Source organism: Ruegeria sp. BC6, assembly GCF_056539185.1.
Genome location: NZ_JBQFUM010000001.1, coordinates 304875 through 320045, shown reverse-complemented (window position 1 = coordinate 320045; position 15171 = coordinate 304875). Strand labels below are relative to the sequence as shown.

At 59.5% G+C, this 15171-nt stretch carries 14 protein-coding genes and 1 tRNA gene; 7 read left to right on the top strand and 8 right to left on the bottom strand.

Annotated elements, in window-relative coordinates:
* The first annotated feature begins 49 nt into the window (after positions 1-49).
* The 6 genes from ACR0MM_RS01510 to ACR0MM_RS01485 all read left to right on the top strand — a co-directional run bounded on the left by ACR0MM_RS01510 (position 50) and on the right by ACR0MM_RS01485 (position 4985).
* Positions 50-1138: a glycosyltransferase family 4 protein gene (locus tag ACR0MM_RS01510; RefSeq protein WP_480694034.1), complete on the top strand. Its 1089-nt coding sequence runs from the start codon at positions 50-52 to the stop codon at positions 1136-1138.
* 152 nt (positions 1139-1290) lie between these two features.
* Positions 1291-1881 carry a TetR/AcrR family transcriptional regulator gene (locus tag ACR0MM_RS01505; protein WP_260065853.1) on the top strand — a complete coding sequence of 197 codons (591 nt, stop codon included), beginning with the start codon at positions 1291-1293 and terminating at the stop codon, positions 1879-1881.
* Positions 1878-2138 carry a hypothetical protein gene (locus tag ACR0MM_RS01500; RefSeq protein WP_480694032.1) on the top strand — a complete coding sequence of 87 codons (261 nt, stop codon included), beginning with the start codon at positions 1878-1880 and terminating at the stop codon, positions 2136-2138. Before ACR0MM_RS01505 ends, ACR0MM_RS01500 begins: the two co-directional genes overlap by 4 nt.
* 18 nt (positions 2139-2156) lie before the next feature.
* Positions 2157-3320 (top strand): aromatic ring-hydroxylating oxygenase subunit alpha, encoded by a 1164-nt coding sequence (locus ACR0MM_RS01495; protein ID WP_480694030.1) that lies wholly within the window; start codon positions 2157-2159, stop codon positions 3318-3320.
* An 88-nt stretch (positions 3321-3408) separates the two neighbouring features.
* The gene (locus ACR0MM_RS01490; RefSeq protein WP_480694028.1) at positions 3409-3885 is read left to right on the top strand and encodes a hypothetical protein; all 477 of its coding nucleotides are present in this window, start codon (positions 3409-3411) and stop codon (positions 3883-3885) included.
* Positions 3886-3923: 38 nt separating this feature from the next.
* Complete coding sequence (locus ACR0MM_RS01485; protein ID WP_480694026.1) at positions 3924-4985, top strand: 2Fe-2S iron-sulfur cluster-binding protein; 1062 nt, start codon at positions 3924-3926, stop codon at positions 4983-4985.
* A 131-nt stretch (positions 4986-5116) separates the two neighbouring features.
* Here ACR0MM_RS01485 and ACR0MM_RS01480 read toward each other — a convergent pair.
* The 8 genes from ACR0MM_RS01480 to ACR0MM_RS01445 all read right to left on the bottom strand — a co-directional run bounded on the left by ACR0MM_RS01480 (position 5117) and on the right by ACR0MM_RS01445 (position 14483).
* Positions 5117-5206, bottom strand: a tRNA-Ser gene (locus tag ACR0MM_RS01480).
* A gap of 159 nt (positions 5207-5365) precedes the next feature.
* The gene (locus ACR0MM_RS01475; RefSeq protein ID WP_480694024.1) at positions 5366-7810 is read right to left on the bottom strand and encodes a DUF3772 domain-containing protein; all 2445 of its coding nucleotides are present in this window, start codon (positions 7808-7810) and stop codon (positions 5366-5368) included.
* Entirely contained in the window at positions 7810-8844 is a 1035-nt protein-coding gene (locus ACR0MM_RS01470; protein WP_170338935.1) for a cysteine synthase A, read from the bottom strand. The genes ACR0MM_RS01475 and ACR0MM_RS01470 overlap by 1 nt, the downstream gene beginning before the upstream one ends.
* Before the next feature lie 69 nt (positions 8845-8913).
* The gene (locus ACR0MM_RS01465; protein ID WP_480694022.1) at positions 8914-10029 is read right to left on the bottom strand and encodes an NUDIX domain-containing protein; all 1116 of its coding nucleotides are present in this window, start codon (positions 10027-10029) and stop codon (positions 8914-8916) included.
* A 21-nt stretch (positions 10030-10050) separates the two neighbouring features.
* A complete protein-coding gene (locus ACR0MM_RS01460) occupies positions 10051-10491 on the bottom strand; it encodes a TrgA family protein (RefSeq protein WP_093961876.1) in 441 nt (146 codons plus the stop codon).
* Between the two features lie 17 nt (positions 10492-10508).
* Positions 10509-11717, bottom strand: coding sequence for a class I SAM-dependent methyltransferase (locus ACR0MM_RS01455; RefSeq protein ID WP_480694020.1), 1209 nt, complete (start codon positions 11715-11717; stop codon positions 10509-10511).
* A 69-nt stretch (positions 11718-11786) separates the two neighbouring features.
* On the bottom strand, positions 11787-13211 hold the full coding sequence (locus ACR0MM_RS01450; RefSeq protein WP_480694018.1) for a cryptochrome/photolyase family protein: 1425 nt from the start codon (positions 13209-13211) through the stop codon (positions 11787-11789).
* A 45-nt stretch (positions 13212-13256) separates the two neighbouring features.
* Positions 13257-14483 carry an aminotransferase class V-fold PLP-dependent enzyme gene (locus ACR0MM_RS01445; RefSeq protein ID WP_480694016.1) on the bottom strand — a complete coding sequence of 409 codons (1227 nt, stop codon included), beginning with the start codon at positions 14481-14483 and terminating at the stop codon, positions 13257-13259.
* 257 nt (positions 14484-14740) lie between these two features.
* On the opposite strand from ACR0MM_RS01445, the gene ACR0MM_RS01440 reads away from it, so the two are divergent.
* Entirely contained in the window at positions 14741-15124 is a 384-nt protein-coding gene (locus tag ACR0MM_RS01440) for a VOC family protein (protein ID WP_170339508.1), read from the top strand.
* Positions 15125-15171 lie beyond the last annotated feature (47 nt).

Sequence of the window (15171 nt, the reverse complement as noted above, 5' to 3'; positions counted from 1 at the left end):
TGCTCAATTACCCTGCGTAAATTACCATTTTCGGCGGGGGACTGTGTCGTTGAATGGTTTAAAGCTGCTTTTTGTGCAGGCAGGGTTCGGTCCGGGTGGTGCGGAAAAAGTCATCGCCATGTTGTCGAACCATTTCGTAGAACGCGGTTGCGAGGTTCACGCAACGGCGTTCAGCATGCCGGAAAACGGTCCCTATTTCTCGATGAACGAAAAAGTGCGGACCAGCGCGCTGTCCGGCAGGCGCGGACAGTTCAATAGGATCACGCACGTCCGTTCGGTCATTCGCGAACTACGACCCGATGTCGTGATTTCGTTTCTGACCAAAGTGAATGTAATTACCCTGATCGCCACACTGGACTCCAAGCTGCCGGTCATCATTTCGGAACGGAACAACCCACGTCTGCAGGACGCACACCCCGGATGGGCGCGACTGCAATCCGTTCTGGGCCGAAGGTCGAAGGCTGTCGTTGCATTGACGCAAAAAGGTCTGGCGGATCTGCCCGGCCCGCTCCGCTGTCGCGGCCGGGTCATACCGAACCCGATCGAGCCTTTCACACGCGCGCAGGTGTCGAACTCCGAAAAAGCGCGTCACCTGGTCTCGGTTGGTCGCCTGGTTCCGCAGAAAGGTTTTCACCTTCTTCTGGAAACCATGGCCAGGATCCATGCCGAGTGCCCATGGACCACCCTGACGATCTTCGGTGAAGGTCCCGAGCGTCCCGCACTCGAGCAATTGCGCAAGTCTCTGGGTCTCGAAGGCTGCGTTCATTTGCCAGGCAACACGGCCCGGGTCGGCGACTGGGCCAACAACGCCGATATCGTGGTTGGGTCTTCGCTGTATGAAGGGTTTCACAATGTTGTCGCCGAAGCCGTCGTCAGCGGGATCCCGGTCGTCTCATTCGATTGTGACTATGGTCCGTCCGAATTCATCCGCCACGGACGAAATGGCTATCTGGTACCGACCGGCGACGTAACCGGATTGGCAGAAGCCGCCATTCGTCTGATCAATGACCCGACGGCCCGCGCAGGAATGGCAAACGAATCCGATGAGTTAAGGGCGCTTCTTTCTCCAGAGAGGGTCTACTCCGCGTGGGAGAACGTCGTCGCGGACGCACTTGCGCGGAACGGTCGTATGATCTGACGAGACCCGACACGGACGACCATCCGATCATACCAAATCCTGAGCAGGGACAGGCTGATTTTGGCCTGCCCTCAACCCTGCTTTTGTTAATTTTCATTATTGACAACTTATCCGCTGTAGGTATTTGTCAAAAATGACAATAAGGAACCCCAATGCCCCGGCCTACGCTCAAAAACCAACGATCCGCTGAAATACTCGATGCCTACCTGACCTGTGTGGCCCGTTTCGGATTGGAAGGCGCAACACAAGAACGCATCGCGGCGGAGGCTGGTGTCAAACGGCCCTTGTTGCGCCACTACTTGGGAAACCGGGATGACATGACGGCGGCATTGGCAGACCACGTGATCAACGCTTTTGCCGAAGTTACAGAGGCGGTCTCGGTTCACTTCGGGTCGCAGGGTGAGCCATCTGAGTTGATTGATGCCCTGTTTGACGACGGGCACGGCCATGATCCCCGGCTGATGCTGGCTTGGCAGGCTTTGGCAACGGCCGCAGAACGCATTCCTGACCTGGGCCCCAAACTGACCCAAAGCTACGCCGACTTTCTGGCCGTCATCGAAGGCAATCTGGCCCGCGCCTATCCATCGGCACCTCCCGAACGCATTCGGGCCGTCGCCCATGGAGTAACCGCTTGCGCTCAGAACATCGACGCGCTTGTCCCGATTTCACCGCCAGCTCAGTGGCGCGACGATCTGAAAGCGGCGGCGCTGGCGTTGCTTGCAAGCTTGGAGAGTGACGCATGATCAATCTCCCCAGACTGATCAACTACGCAGCCCTACCCGTTCTTTTGGTGGCCACATGGCTGGGGCTCCAATGGCCCTGGGGGCTGGTATTCCTCTGGTGGGCCATACCGTCGATCAGCAGCGGCCAAGCTTTCCTGATCAATACCGTCAACCGCGAAACCGATCCACTCCTGTTCTGGACCGTTACTGTTCTTTGGATGGTCTTCGGCGGCCTGATGGTTACCGCCGACATCGCACCGGCCGACTATCCGGCCTGACTGGTCTGAGAGGTTTTCATGACACGAATGTATCACCGGCTTCCCGCCTCTGCCTATACAGCGCAGGACTGGTACGGCCGCGAGCAAGAACTGATCTTCTCTCGCACCTGGCGATATGCCGGGTTTGCCGAGGATGTACCCGAGCCCGGACATTACATCTCGGTCCAGGCAGGTTTGCACAACATCTTCGTCGTAATGGGGCGCGACCGTCGGCTGCGGGCGTTCCACAACATCTGCCGTCACCGCGGAACCCAATTGATCCGTGCAGTGGGCAAAACACAGAAGGCACTGACCTGCCCCTATCACGATTGGACCTACGATCTGGAAGGCAACCTGATCTCGGTCCCGGATGAAAACCGCGAATATCCTGACGGCATCGACAAATCTTGCCTCGGGTTGAAACCCGCAAGCGTCGATCTCTGGCGCGGGATGATCTTCGTGCACCCTAACCCGCAGGCGCCGAGCCTTGCGGAGTGGTTCGGGCCCGTGGATCCGTTGCTGGGCCCGCACAAGCCCGAAGAATTGGTCGAATACGGCGAAGCCCGCCAAAGCTATGAGATCCGCGCCAACTGGAAGATCGTGGTTGAGAACTACATCGACGTCTTCCACCTGAGCCACCTGCATTCGAACACGCTTCACATGTATGACCACGGTCGCGCAGAATATGGCTGGAAAGGTCCACACTATCATTTTTGGGAGCCGCCCGCGTCAGACTATGCCCGCGCGCTCGAGAAAAACCTGCCCACTCCGCGGGTAATCCCGAAACCTCATGTTGGCGCCTGGGTGCCGATGCTGTTTCCGGGCATTGGCCTGGCAGGCAGTGAAGACAGCTGGAACATCTTCATCATCACGCCACTCGCGCCCGACCGAACGCGAGTGGAAAACCGCACCCGATTGGCCAGCGCGTCGGCTTGGGAGTACTCGCGGCAGCAATGGTCATCTTATGCGTTCTGGCGTGACTTCGGTGGCCCGAAATACAAAGGCGACGATGCGTTGGGCAAAGATGACCCGATGGCCTCGGGCGATTTCACGACCGAAGATGTCTATGCCTGCGAACAGCAACAGAAATCCTTGGCAAGCCCGTTGTTTGAAATCGGGCCACCCTCTGTCGGAGAAGGCCCGGTTTTGCAGCATCAGCAAGTTGTTCTTGACTTCATGGCCAAAGCTGAGGCCGAGACATGACCAGGCCCAAAACACTCTCCCCAAACGCCATCCCTGGGCCGGCACCAATCATCCTGCGCCCAATTGCCCAGAACACAAAGGTCATCCCGTGATACTCCGCATTCTTGCCAGCTTGGCTGGGATCGCCCTGGCAGGCGGACTGGCTCTCGCCGCGCCCGGCAGCGATCCGAAGGCGGTTGCCGAACGTCAGCTCTCCGCCCCCAACTCCCAGATCGCCTGGAGCGACTGGGATCCCGAAGCGATCCACACGATCACCGTAAAATGTGGTCAGGGCCAGCCGGATGATCACTTTAGCTATTCGGTGGCCGATTGGGCCCAGCGAAAGGGCGACACAGGCTTTGAAACTGTCCTAGCGCTGCAGGGATATTTGGAAACAGACCGCTCACCCCCGCGGATCGTGATCACGGAAGAGCCGGGCAGCGCCACGGCAACAGCGGTCACCACAGTCAAGTACGACTGGCAGGGTCACGCAGGTACGATGGCGCAAACCGACCGCTTTTCGCTCACGCGCAAAGGCCGAAAATGGGTGATCCGCGCACTGCACACCACCATGGACTATCGCTGACCGAAGATGGCCGTCTTCTGCTCAGGAAAGGACCACTCGTGACGCGAAAATTCTTCCCCTTGTCCGTGGCTGAAATCCGGCCTGAAATCAGTGGCGAAGCAACCACCGTCGTGCTGGACGTACCACCCGCCCTGACCGAGCTGTTTCGCTGGTCCCCCGGCCAACATCTGACATTGCGCTTCGGCCTGAACGGGAAGGAGCAGCGGCGATGCTACACCATCTCGAACCCGCCAAACGAAGCGCTGAGGATCACCGTGAAACGCGTTTCCGGAGGATTGGTGTCGAACCATATCGGCGACACCCTGCGCGCCGGAGATACGGTCGAGGCGATGCCACCCTTTGGCCGCTTCACGCTGGAACCCAACGCAACTGCACGACGTACCCACTACTTTTTCGGCGCGGGCAGCGGACTGACGCCGCTTTATGCGATGATCCGAGCCGTGCTTGATCACGAGCCACATTCCGTCGTCCATCTGATCTACGGCAACCGGTCCGAGAATGAGATTCTGTTTCGGGAAACGCTGGATACCCTCGTCGAGGCCAACCCATACCGGTTCACCCTGCGCCATGTCTTGTCAGCCCGATCACTGTTGAGCTGGTTCAGCCCGTGGCGAACCGGCCGTGTTGACGCGGATGCGATCAAGGCGGCAATCGACGAGACGCCCCCCATCGCGCAGGACGTCCAGTATTGGATCTGCGGCCCAGGCAGCATGAACGCAGACGTCCGGGCAGCGCTGAACGCGCTGGATGTGCCCGATGCACGCATCCACATGGAAAGCTTCGGCGCCGACTCAGTTCATGACACGAACCAATCTGGCATGGCGGCCACAGCGAGGGTGACGCTGGATGGGGAAACCCGCGAGGTACCCATCGAGGCCGGGCAAACGATCCTGGAGGCAGCGATTGCAGCGGGGCTGGCGCCGCCCTTCAGCTGCCAGTCAGGCGTCTGCGGCGCATGCCGCGCAATTCGGACAGAGGGTCAGGTACAAATGCGGGCGCACATGGCCCTCGATCAGAACGACATCGCAAGCGGTGAAGTTCTGACCTGCCAAGCCGTTCCCAAAAGCAAAGAACTGGCCGTGCAGTTCCCCGATACGTAACAATCCCGGTACACCGCCTCACCGCCCGGCAGTACGGATCCCAGTGCACAACACATGTTCGCCCAAGGTGTCCGGGCCAAAACTCTGCCGATCCCGCGCGGTGCGCAAAAACTGTGGGTATTAAAGGTGAATGGCGGAGAGACAGGGATTCGAACCCTGGAGACGGTTTCCCGCCTACACACTTTCCAGGCGTGCGCCTTCGACCACTCGGCCACCTCTCCGTGCCGGCGATATTTGGACCAACGAACAGGGATTTGCAAGGGCCGATTGCGCGGAAATCCAAGGGATACGCAAGTTGCCTGAAGCGCCCCCACCCCAAACGATTGAGCGGGGTCGCTTCGGTCTCGGCCAGCCGGCGAGATGGTGCTGTAGTCCTCTGACTACAGCTCTTCGCCGTTGTCTCCGTCCATGTCGGCCTCGGTCAGGCCCATCGGCGCCGAGCTTGAGTCGTCGGTCTTCACAGGTTCCTGTTGATCCGACTGTTGGGGCTTCGCTGCCTTGTTGGCCGGTTGCACCAGAACCTCGGGGTTGCGCAGCCAGAGATCGCGCTGTGCGAATGGAATCTCGATCCCTTCTTCGGTGAAGCGCCGGTTGATTTCGTGATTCATGTCCGACTTTACGGACAGCACCCAGTTCACGTCGCGCAGGATTGCTCTGATTTCGAAATCCAGCGAGTCCGCACCAAACCCCTGGAACACGACGTTGGGTGCCGGGTTGGCCAAGACCATAGGATGCGCATTCGCGATTTCGCCCAGGATCTTCTCGACCTTGCGAGTGTCAGTCCCATAGGCGACGCCAACCGGAACGATGACCCGTCCGATGGTATTGCCGCGGGTATAGTTGGTCACCACGCCGCTGATCAGGTCCGAGTTTGGAACAATCACATCGGTCCGGTCAAAGGTTTCCACCCGTGTTGAGCGCACTGAGATGTCGCGTACATAACCCATCATCCCGTTGACATCGATCCAGTCCCCCTTGGCAACCGGCCGTTCGACCAACAGGATGATGCCCGATACAAAGTTCGACACGATTGTCTGCAATCCGAAACCGATACCCACAGACAACGCACCCGCGACGATCGCCAGTGACGACAGATCAAAGCCCGCGACAATGATCGCGGCCAGCGCCGCAAGGAAAATTCCCACATAGCCCGTTCCTGCGACGATCGCGTTCTGCCCACCCGGATCGATGCTGGTTTTTGGCAGCAATGAGTTACGCAAACCGCTCTGCAGCAGTCGGGTCAGCATGTAACCGATCGCAAACACAGCCACGAAAGTCAGGAAGTTGCTGGGCGAGACCGTCACGCCGCCGATGTCAAAACCCATCAGAAGCCGGGACCACGCCTCGCGCAGGTCCGAGTCGCGCGCGCCCCAATACAGCGCCAGTATGGGCAACGACAGAATGGCCAGAACGAACCCGACCAGCACCGAGAACAACGAGTCGCTGGCCGCGTCGCCCTGCCCCGTCAGCCAGCCATAGATCGAGCTGATGAACCGCTGGAAGATGACGATGGCCGTTATCAGGACCAGCGTTTTGACCGATGGGAACACGATCGCTTCGGCGGCATTGGTATAGCCAATGGCAGCCAGGACAACGCTTGCGATGCCCAGGAAAAACAGCGCCCGACGGAGCAACTCGACCAGTTGACTGAACCCGGCAGCCCGTGCTGACTGGCCCTGCTCAGTCTCGTCCTCGGAACCTTCGGGGCGGCGGATTTGGCGGATCCGCAGCAGCAACAGGGCTGTCACGAGTATCACCGGGAAGCTGACGACGGCGCGAGTAGCCTCGGACGTGTTTTCGATCCGTTCGAACAATTGGCCCAGTTCATGCAGGATCAGCATCAGCGCGAGCAGATCCAGATAAACCCGCAGTTCCTTGATCGTATTTGCCGACAGGACTTTGAAACCCCGTTCTTCGCCCATCAAATAGACCTGACGGCCGATCCAATCGTAAAACAGGATGATCGCGGCCCAATACGGAATTTCCTGGATCAGCAATGTGCCGCGCAACCCCGGCACTCCGGTCATGACCACGGCCTGAACGATAATGGCAACCCCGAACCATGGCAGGATGATCCGGAACAGCGACACGACGAATGTCCATACGCCACGCCCGGAGCCTCCGAACCGCCGCAGATAGTCCCCAGCTTTCTCTGACCATGATCGCCCGAACAACAGCAGGATCGCGGCCACCGCGAGCAGAATACCGATGGCAAGTCCGCTCTCTTTCAGCTTTTCACGGACAACGGCCGAACGCATGTTGGCCTTCGTCTCGTTCATCAATGCACGGCCAGCTTCGGTTACGTCCACCCAGGCAGGCGCCCAATGCGCCGGGTTGAGCGGCGATGGCCCGCGCTCCAGAAACTCTTTCCGCTGCCGTTCACGGATGATCTTGTCGATTTCGCTGATCAGGCCGTTGGCGCGGCTGTAGGCCTCTTCGGAGATGATCCGCGGTACCTTCAGGCTGTTGAGTTGCTGCTCGAGGTTCTCTCGCAAGCTGGCGATGTCTTCGGGTTCCGAAGATCCGTCATCGGGTTTGGGCCCCAATGCCTTGAGCTGGCTTTCCAGCGTTTGAATGCGATCCGTGTTCGCACTTCGGGCGCGATTGAAGTCGTCCCGATAACCACTTATTTCAGTGCGCAATTTCTCCATCGAGGCATTCGATGCCCGATTGGCTTCGATCACCTTCTCGGCACGCTCGGCGGTGCTGAGCCATCCCTGGTAGTACTCGCTTTGACGGTCGGTCAGCTGCGCCGAGGCTCCGCCTGCGGCGCCAATTGCGACCACAAACGCAAATGCCAGTAAAACCAGGAACTGCCGCAGCATCATACGTCCTCAAATACACCCGGTATGCTTCGCGGGGCCTCGGTCATCCACTCTGGAACCGGCAGTTCCTTTTCACGCAGGAAGTCGGGGTTGAACAGTTTCGACTGGTAGCGCGTGCCATAGTCGCACAACACGGTGACGATGGTGTGACCCGGACCCATTTCCTTGGCCAGCCTCACGGCGCCGGCAATGTTGATTGCGGTGGACCCACCCATGACCAGCCCCTCTTCGCGCAGAAGGTCGAAGATATAGGGCAACGCTTCGTTGTCCGTGATCTGGTAGGCGTGGTCGGGCTTGAACCCTTCGAGGTTTTTGGTGATGCGGACCTGGCCGATCCCCTCGGCGATCGAGCCGCCCTCCATCGCGATTTCACCCGTCGTGTAGTAGGAATAGAGACCGGCACCCATCGGATCGGCGATACCGATCTTGACGCCCTTGGGCTGCAAAGCCTCGGCCACACCGGCCAGCGTTCCGCCGGATCCGACCGCGCAGATGAATCCATCGACCTTGCCGTCAGTCTGCTCCCAGATTTCCGGCCCAGTGGTCTCGACATGCGCCTGACGGTTCGCGACGTTGTCGAACTGGTTTGCCCAAATCGCACCATTGGGTTCGGTCTTGGCCAACTGCTCGGCCAGTCGCCGAGAGTAATGCACAAAATTGTTGGGATTCCGGTAAGGTGCAGCGGGAACCTGAACCAGTTGAGCCCCGGCGAGGCGCAGCATGTCCTTCTTCTCTTCGGATTGGGTTTCCGGGATGACGATCACGGTTTTGAACCCCATCGACGCGCCGACCAGCGCCAGACCGATGCCCGTGTTGCCCGCCGTCCCCTCGACAATCGTCCCGCCGGGCTTGAGATCGCCGCGCGCAATGGCGTCGCGAATGATGAACAGCGCGGCGCGATCCTTGACCGACTGACCGGGGTTCATGAACTCGGCCTTCCCAAGGATTTCGCACCCGGTTTCTTCGCTGACACGGCGCAGCCGGATCAACGGAGTTTTTCCTACGGCGTCAGCAAGGTCTCGTGCAATGCGCATGGCACCCTCTTGTAAATTGGCGTTTTCGCAGATGTACAGGTGCCCTGCGCCGACCACAAGGCGGGATAGTCATCCCCGCAACCGATCGCGGTTGCGTGCCAACCAATGCGCCAGGGACAATAGAGGAAGGTCCTTGAAGACATGCCGGTCAACCATATCCATGAATTCGGCATATGGCAGAATCCTGCTGCGAATGTCCTCCCCCTCGGTCGCCAAGCCACCATTGTTGATCGAGGCGGTGAGGTCTCCAATCCCAACATAGAGGTGGATGAATTCGGTGGAAGATCCGCTCGAAGAATAGGCGCCACCTGCATATTCGAGCCGCGAAAACGACACCTGCGCCTCCTCCATGGCTTCCCTGTGGGCCGCCTGTTCAGGGGTTTCTCCGGGGTCGATCATGCCGGCAACCGGTTCCCAAATCCACGGTTCTGGGTCGTCGATCAAAAATACCGGGGTTCGGAACTGCTCAACCAAAAGGACCGTATCGCGCAGGGGATCATACGGCAGCACCACGACCGCAGCACCCTGCATCAAGCCATTCCGATTCAGAACCGGCCCCATCGACCCATCGTATCGGCGGTGCTGCAGTTCGATTTCTTCCATCCCGAAATAGTCGATGTATGCGCGCGTGTGGCGGTGCACGATCACATCATCGCGGACACTGCGACCATCCCCGGTTCTCCGTTGCTGCGCCGCAAGCTTGGCCCACGCCCGGGTACGAATGGCAGGAAAGCTGCGCGCGATCCGAGAGGCATCGACCTTGCCGAAATACCCCATGACCTCATCCGCGGCCAAAAGGGTCATCGCGCCCCACTCGGACACCCACTGTTCCAACGACCAGGGATCGGCCGGCGTCCATAACCCGGGGGCGGGAAAGAAGACTTGGGCGGAAACGGTAGATCCGCCCTCAAGGACGACCTCTTTGACATGCAGGTCATAGTCGAACCCACCTTCGTAGAAGGCCAACCGTTCAATGTCTTGCGTAGATAGGTTCTGCACCAAGATACCCCGTGCCGCTGCGCCGGGCGCCTCAAGGATCATCGGAAAGGCCTGGTCCTGCACCGCGTGAACCGCATGGTCCGGCAGCATCGCCGGCTCGGCCGCAAGATCCTGTCCCGAGCGACCCAAAACAAGTTCAAGCAGCGGCAAATACCGCAATGTGCCGTAAAAAAACAGATTGGTCATCGCAGTCTCGTGACTAGGGCGTCAGTTCCAGCGCCGCGAGGCGCCTTCGGTAAACAGGCCGGACAGCAGCGCACCAATCGCCAAGGTCGCGATGATCTCGGGCGAGATCAGTTGCTTGCCGAAATCCACACCGATCTGGAAAATGGCCAGCAATGCCTCGAATGGCCCGTCATAGCGGTGACGCATCGCAAGCCGGAACATCTCGTACGTGCCCTGGACGAACAGGCCCCAAAACACCAGAGAAACCACTCCGGTCAGGCCATTGTTCACGGCTGCAGTCCAGCCGCGGCCCGCCCGCTTGCCCATGATGACCCAACCACACAAAAAACCAAGGACCAGGTTGACATAGGTGAAGTAGCCGTAGTCCTTTCCCTCTTCGCCGTTGTCGATGATCATGCCGGACACGAGGAAAGCCACCACCATGAGACTGAGCGCGGCAACAAGACGTGAGGCTGTCGGCATTCCGGTATTTCCGTGTGTTAGTTGGGTTTTGCTACGGTGATCTGTGTCACATCGCAATTGCCCGTGTCAAAGGCTGCGCCGCAGGCGGTCAAATAATAATTCCACATGCGGCGGAAACGCTCATCAAAGCCCATCGCAGCAACCTGGTCCCACTTGTCGTTGAACGTGTCGTACCAGCGCCGCAAGGTCAGGTCATAGCTTGGGCCGAACTCCTTCGACTTGACCACATCCAGACCGGCCTGCTGGATTTCCTGCTTCAGCACCGTCGGGGCTGGCAACATGCCGCCCGGAAAGATGTATTTCTGAATAAAATCAACACCGTTCTTGTAAACGTCCCAGCGGCGGTCCGCCACTGTGATGATCTGAAGCGTGGCCCGTGCGCCAGGCTTCAACCGGTCGCGGACCGTTTGAAAATAGACCGGCCAGTACTTTTGCCCAACGGCCTCGAACATCTCGATCGACGCAATGCCGTCATACTGCCCACGCTCGTCGCGGTAGTCCTGCAGCTTGAAGGTGACCTTGTCGGAAAGCCCAGCTTTTTCTATACGTTGCGTCGCATACTTCAACTGTTCCTCGCTGATGGTCAGGCCTGTGACCCTAAGGTCTCTTTCCTTGGCGGCGTATTCGGCAAAGCCACCCCAACCGCAGCCAATTTCAAGGATGTGGTCGCCCGGCTTTGCTCCCATCTCGTCGACCAGGCTGGCATATTTGGCCGTCTGAGCCTTTTCCAGACTTTCCTGACCGGTTTCGAACAGCGCGCTGGAGTAGGTCATCGTCTCGTCCAGCCACAGGCTGTAGAAATCATTGCCCAGATCGTAGTGGTACGAAATGTTCTTTTTGGCCTGTTTTCGGTTGTTCCGGTGCAGCCAGAACCGCAGGCGCTCGTAGGCCTGAACCAAAAATTTGCCAGTGAAATCATCATAGACCGTCTCGGTGCCCAGATGGACAAGATCCATGAAGGCGCGCAGGTCAGGTGTGCTCCACCCACCCTCAAGGTAGGCGTCGGAAAAGCCGAGCTCGCCTTCACGGATCAGCCGGGCGAAGACATCCGGGTCGTGAATATCAACGCGGGCGACAGGTCCGGGCTTGGCGCCTTCGTTGCGAAAAATGCGCCCGTCCGGCAGCGCGATGTCCAGCCGTCCGGACTCCATTCGCTGCAGCATCTTGAAGACCTGCGAAAAATATCTGGGCAGGCTTTTCTGCCCCTCTGTCGTCGTCAGGATCATCCGCTCTCCCCTGTGCGGTGGTCGGAGCAGGCTAGGACGGGATTCCGTTTCTGGCAAGTTTTCAATTCCTTACTGGTGTTTTCGGCCTTCGTAGGCGGCAAGCGCCCGCTGTCGCCCAACCTTCAGATCAACGACCGGATCAGGATAGGCATCCGTCGGAGACAGTCCCCATGACACCGGCACCGCATCGAAATAGGCAAGCGCCGTCTCGGGTGGGTTCTTTTGTCCTTCGGCCAGCCACCGGCGGACATAGGCGCCCGTGGGGTCAAACTTCTCGGCTTGGGTCTGCGGGTTGAAGATACGAAAGAACGGCGAGGCATCCGGCCCCGACCCCGCAACCCACTGCCACCCCATGGCATTCGCTGCCGGATCCCAATCGACCAGACAGTCCGCAAACCAATCCATGCCGATCTTCCAGTGCGTCATCAGGTGCTTGGTCAGGTAGCTGGCGACGATCATTCGGACGCGGTTGTGCATCCGCCCGGTGACATACATCTGCCGTAGGCCCGCATCTATCACCGGTATCCCCGTTCGCGCCATTGTCCAGGCTCGAACCTCGGGGGTGTCCGTGTCGGTGTTCCACGGAAACGCATCCCATTCCGGCTTCCAGTTCGCGCTCAGTAGATGCGGTGTGTGGTACATCAGGTGATATGCGAACTCGCGCCAGACGAGTTGGCGCAAGAAGCCCTCGGCCCCGGATGAACCGGAAAACCCTGCGCTCTGGACCCGGTGCCAGATGGTTGCCGGGCTGATCTCGCCCAACGAAAGGTACTCGGACAGTCCCGATGTGCCGTCATCGCCCAGATCGTCGCGTTTTGCTGGATACGCGTCGAGCCGTTCGGTGAAGTCGTCCAGCTGCGCAAATGCGGCGGCCTCACCCGGTTCGACATGAGCCCGAACGACCGCTGCGCCACGACGCATATCCGCGCCAAGGTCCCAGATCTCAAGCACATCCGACTGCGGCCATGATCGGGGTGCCGCGATCCGCGACGGTGCCGGCTTGGGAGCGTCGACCTCTCTCCCGCGCACAGCCCGCCACATGGGCGTAAAAACACGAAACGGCTGACCCGCCTGTGTGGCGACCGTCCATGGCTCGAACAAGAGATGCCCGGCAAAAGACTTGGCGGTTACGCCCTGCGCGGACAATGCAGCCTTTATCTGAGTGTCACGCCCGATGGATTCGGGATCATAGGCCCGCGACCAATAGACGTCAGTTGCCCCTGTTTCCCGTATCAGGTCTTCAAGCGCGGCCAGCGACGGGCCGCTTCGCAGGATCAGCTTGCTGCCCTTGCGCTCGAGGCCGTCAGACAATGCGGCAAGGCCGAGGCCCAGCCGCCATTTCGGAGCCGCGCCCAAGTCATCGACCAGCTGATCGCGCAGGAAAACAGGAATCACAGGTCGCCCTGTCTGCGCGGCCACAGCCAAAGCCGGATGGTCACTCAGGCGCAGATCACGCCGGAACCACAAAATGATTGGTGACTGCTCTTTGTCCATTTCCGCCCCGTTTTCATATGTCTACGGGGCGGAACTGTTACCGGATCACAAAACCCGGTCAAATGCTTCGAGCAATTGGTCGATCTCGTTTCGCGAGGTGTAGTGGGTGAAACTGACCCGTAGAACACCTTGCCCCAGATCGACACCCATGGCTGTCAGCGGGCGAACTGCATAAAAATCACCACCGCCGGCCATGATACCGTGTTTGGACAGATCAGCCGCCACGCTTTCGGCGTTGCGGTTGACGGCCAAGGCCACGGTCGGAGCCCGGCGTTCGGCATCGGACGGGCCGATCAGGCGCACCGCGTTGCGATCCTTGAGCGCGTCCAGAACCGGCTGCAGAAGCTCAACTTCGTGCGCACGCATCAGGTCATGGACAAAAGCACCACGCGCAGAAGCCCCCGAAGATGGGCCGCCGTGGTGATCGCAGAGTTGTTCAACATAGTCGGCCATGCCGGCGCTGGCGGCAATCTGAGCGTGGTCAGGTCCGGCCGGCGTGAACCGCTTGTACAGCACGTCTCCGTTGAAGAAATGCCCCTGATTGGGCAGCAGCTCGCCCAGCGTGCGCCGGATCACCATGCAGCCCTGATGCGGTCCGTAGGTCTTGTAGGAGGAGAACAGGTAGATATCCGGCCCAAGGTCCCCCACGTTCGGGAAGCCGTGCGGTGCGTAGGACACACCATCCACGCAGACAAATGCCCCGGCCGCATGCGCGATCGCCGTGATTTCGGTGACCGGATTGATCTCGGCGATCACGTTTGAACAGTGGGGAAAGCAGACCAGCCGCACCTTTTCATCCAGCAGATTTTCCAGATCGGACGGATTCAGCGAACCGGTTTCCGGGTCGATTTCCCATTCGCGAACCTCGATGCCGTCCTCGGCAAGGCGCCGCCAGGGGCCCGAGTTGGCTTCATGGTCCTGGTTGGTCACCACGATCGCTTCACCCGGCTTCATCCACTGCCGAAAGGCCTGCGCCAGTACGTAGGTGTTCTGCGTGGTCGAAGGGCCAAAGCTGAGTTCGTCGGTGTCCACGCCCAGCAGAGCCGCCATCCGGACACGTGCCTCATCCATTTCTTCGCCCGCCAGACGGCTGGCCTCGTAGGGCGCATATGGCTGAACCTTGCGCTGGGTATAGAAGCGGGTCAGCCGATCCAGAACGGGTTTGCAGGTATAGGAGCCGCCCGCGTTCTCAAAGAATGCCTGCCCTTTCAGGCTGGGTTCGGAAAAAGCCGGAAACTGCGCCCGAACGAAATCGATATCCAGAGTGCCCATCGCACAATCCTTCTGTTGTCATGCCCAATGTTCCGGAGTTCCGCCCGCGCATGACACCGGACAACTCCGATACATGGCAGGTCTTCCAGCCAGCCACGGGTATCGCCGCGGCAGTTCGGCAGCCCGCACGAGAATGACGGGACCAAACGCCGTCAGTTAGCCCGGCCAACCCCGCGCGGTCAAGCCGGGCGTCTGATGCCAGCTTCTGTCATCAGCGCATGCCAAACTCACGGCACTCAAGACAAGAGAGGTTACAGATGAGTTATCTTCCGAAGGATTTTCTGGTGTGGGGCGAACTGCCCGTTTTCGACTTGGACAAGGCGGTAGAATTCTATGCCCACGCCACGGGGGCAGAACTTGCGGTCGACACATCCGGCCCGAACCCCATGGCCATGTTCCGCCCCGCTGACCCGGCAACGGGCGTGGCCTTGCATCTGTATCCGGGTAAGCCAGCAAAAGATGGTACCGGCCCAACCCTTCATCTGGCCGCAGAGGGCACGGCTGAAGAGATCATGGCCAGGGTCAAGGTTGCCGGGGGTCAGGTTGTCTCGGATCCGATCCAGATCCCGGCCGGTCGGTTCTTCTATGCGGTCGATCCCGACGGCAATTCCGTCGGCTTCTTCGAAGGCAGTCAGAGATGAAAAAAGGCCCCGGTGATGTAACCGGGGCCCTCTGTCAGTGGCGGTAC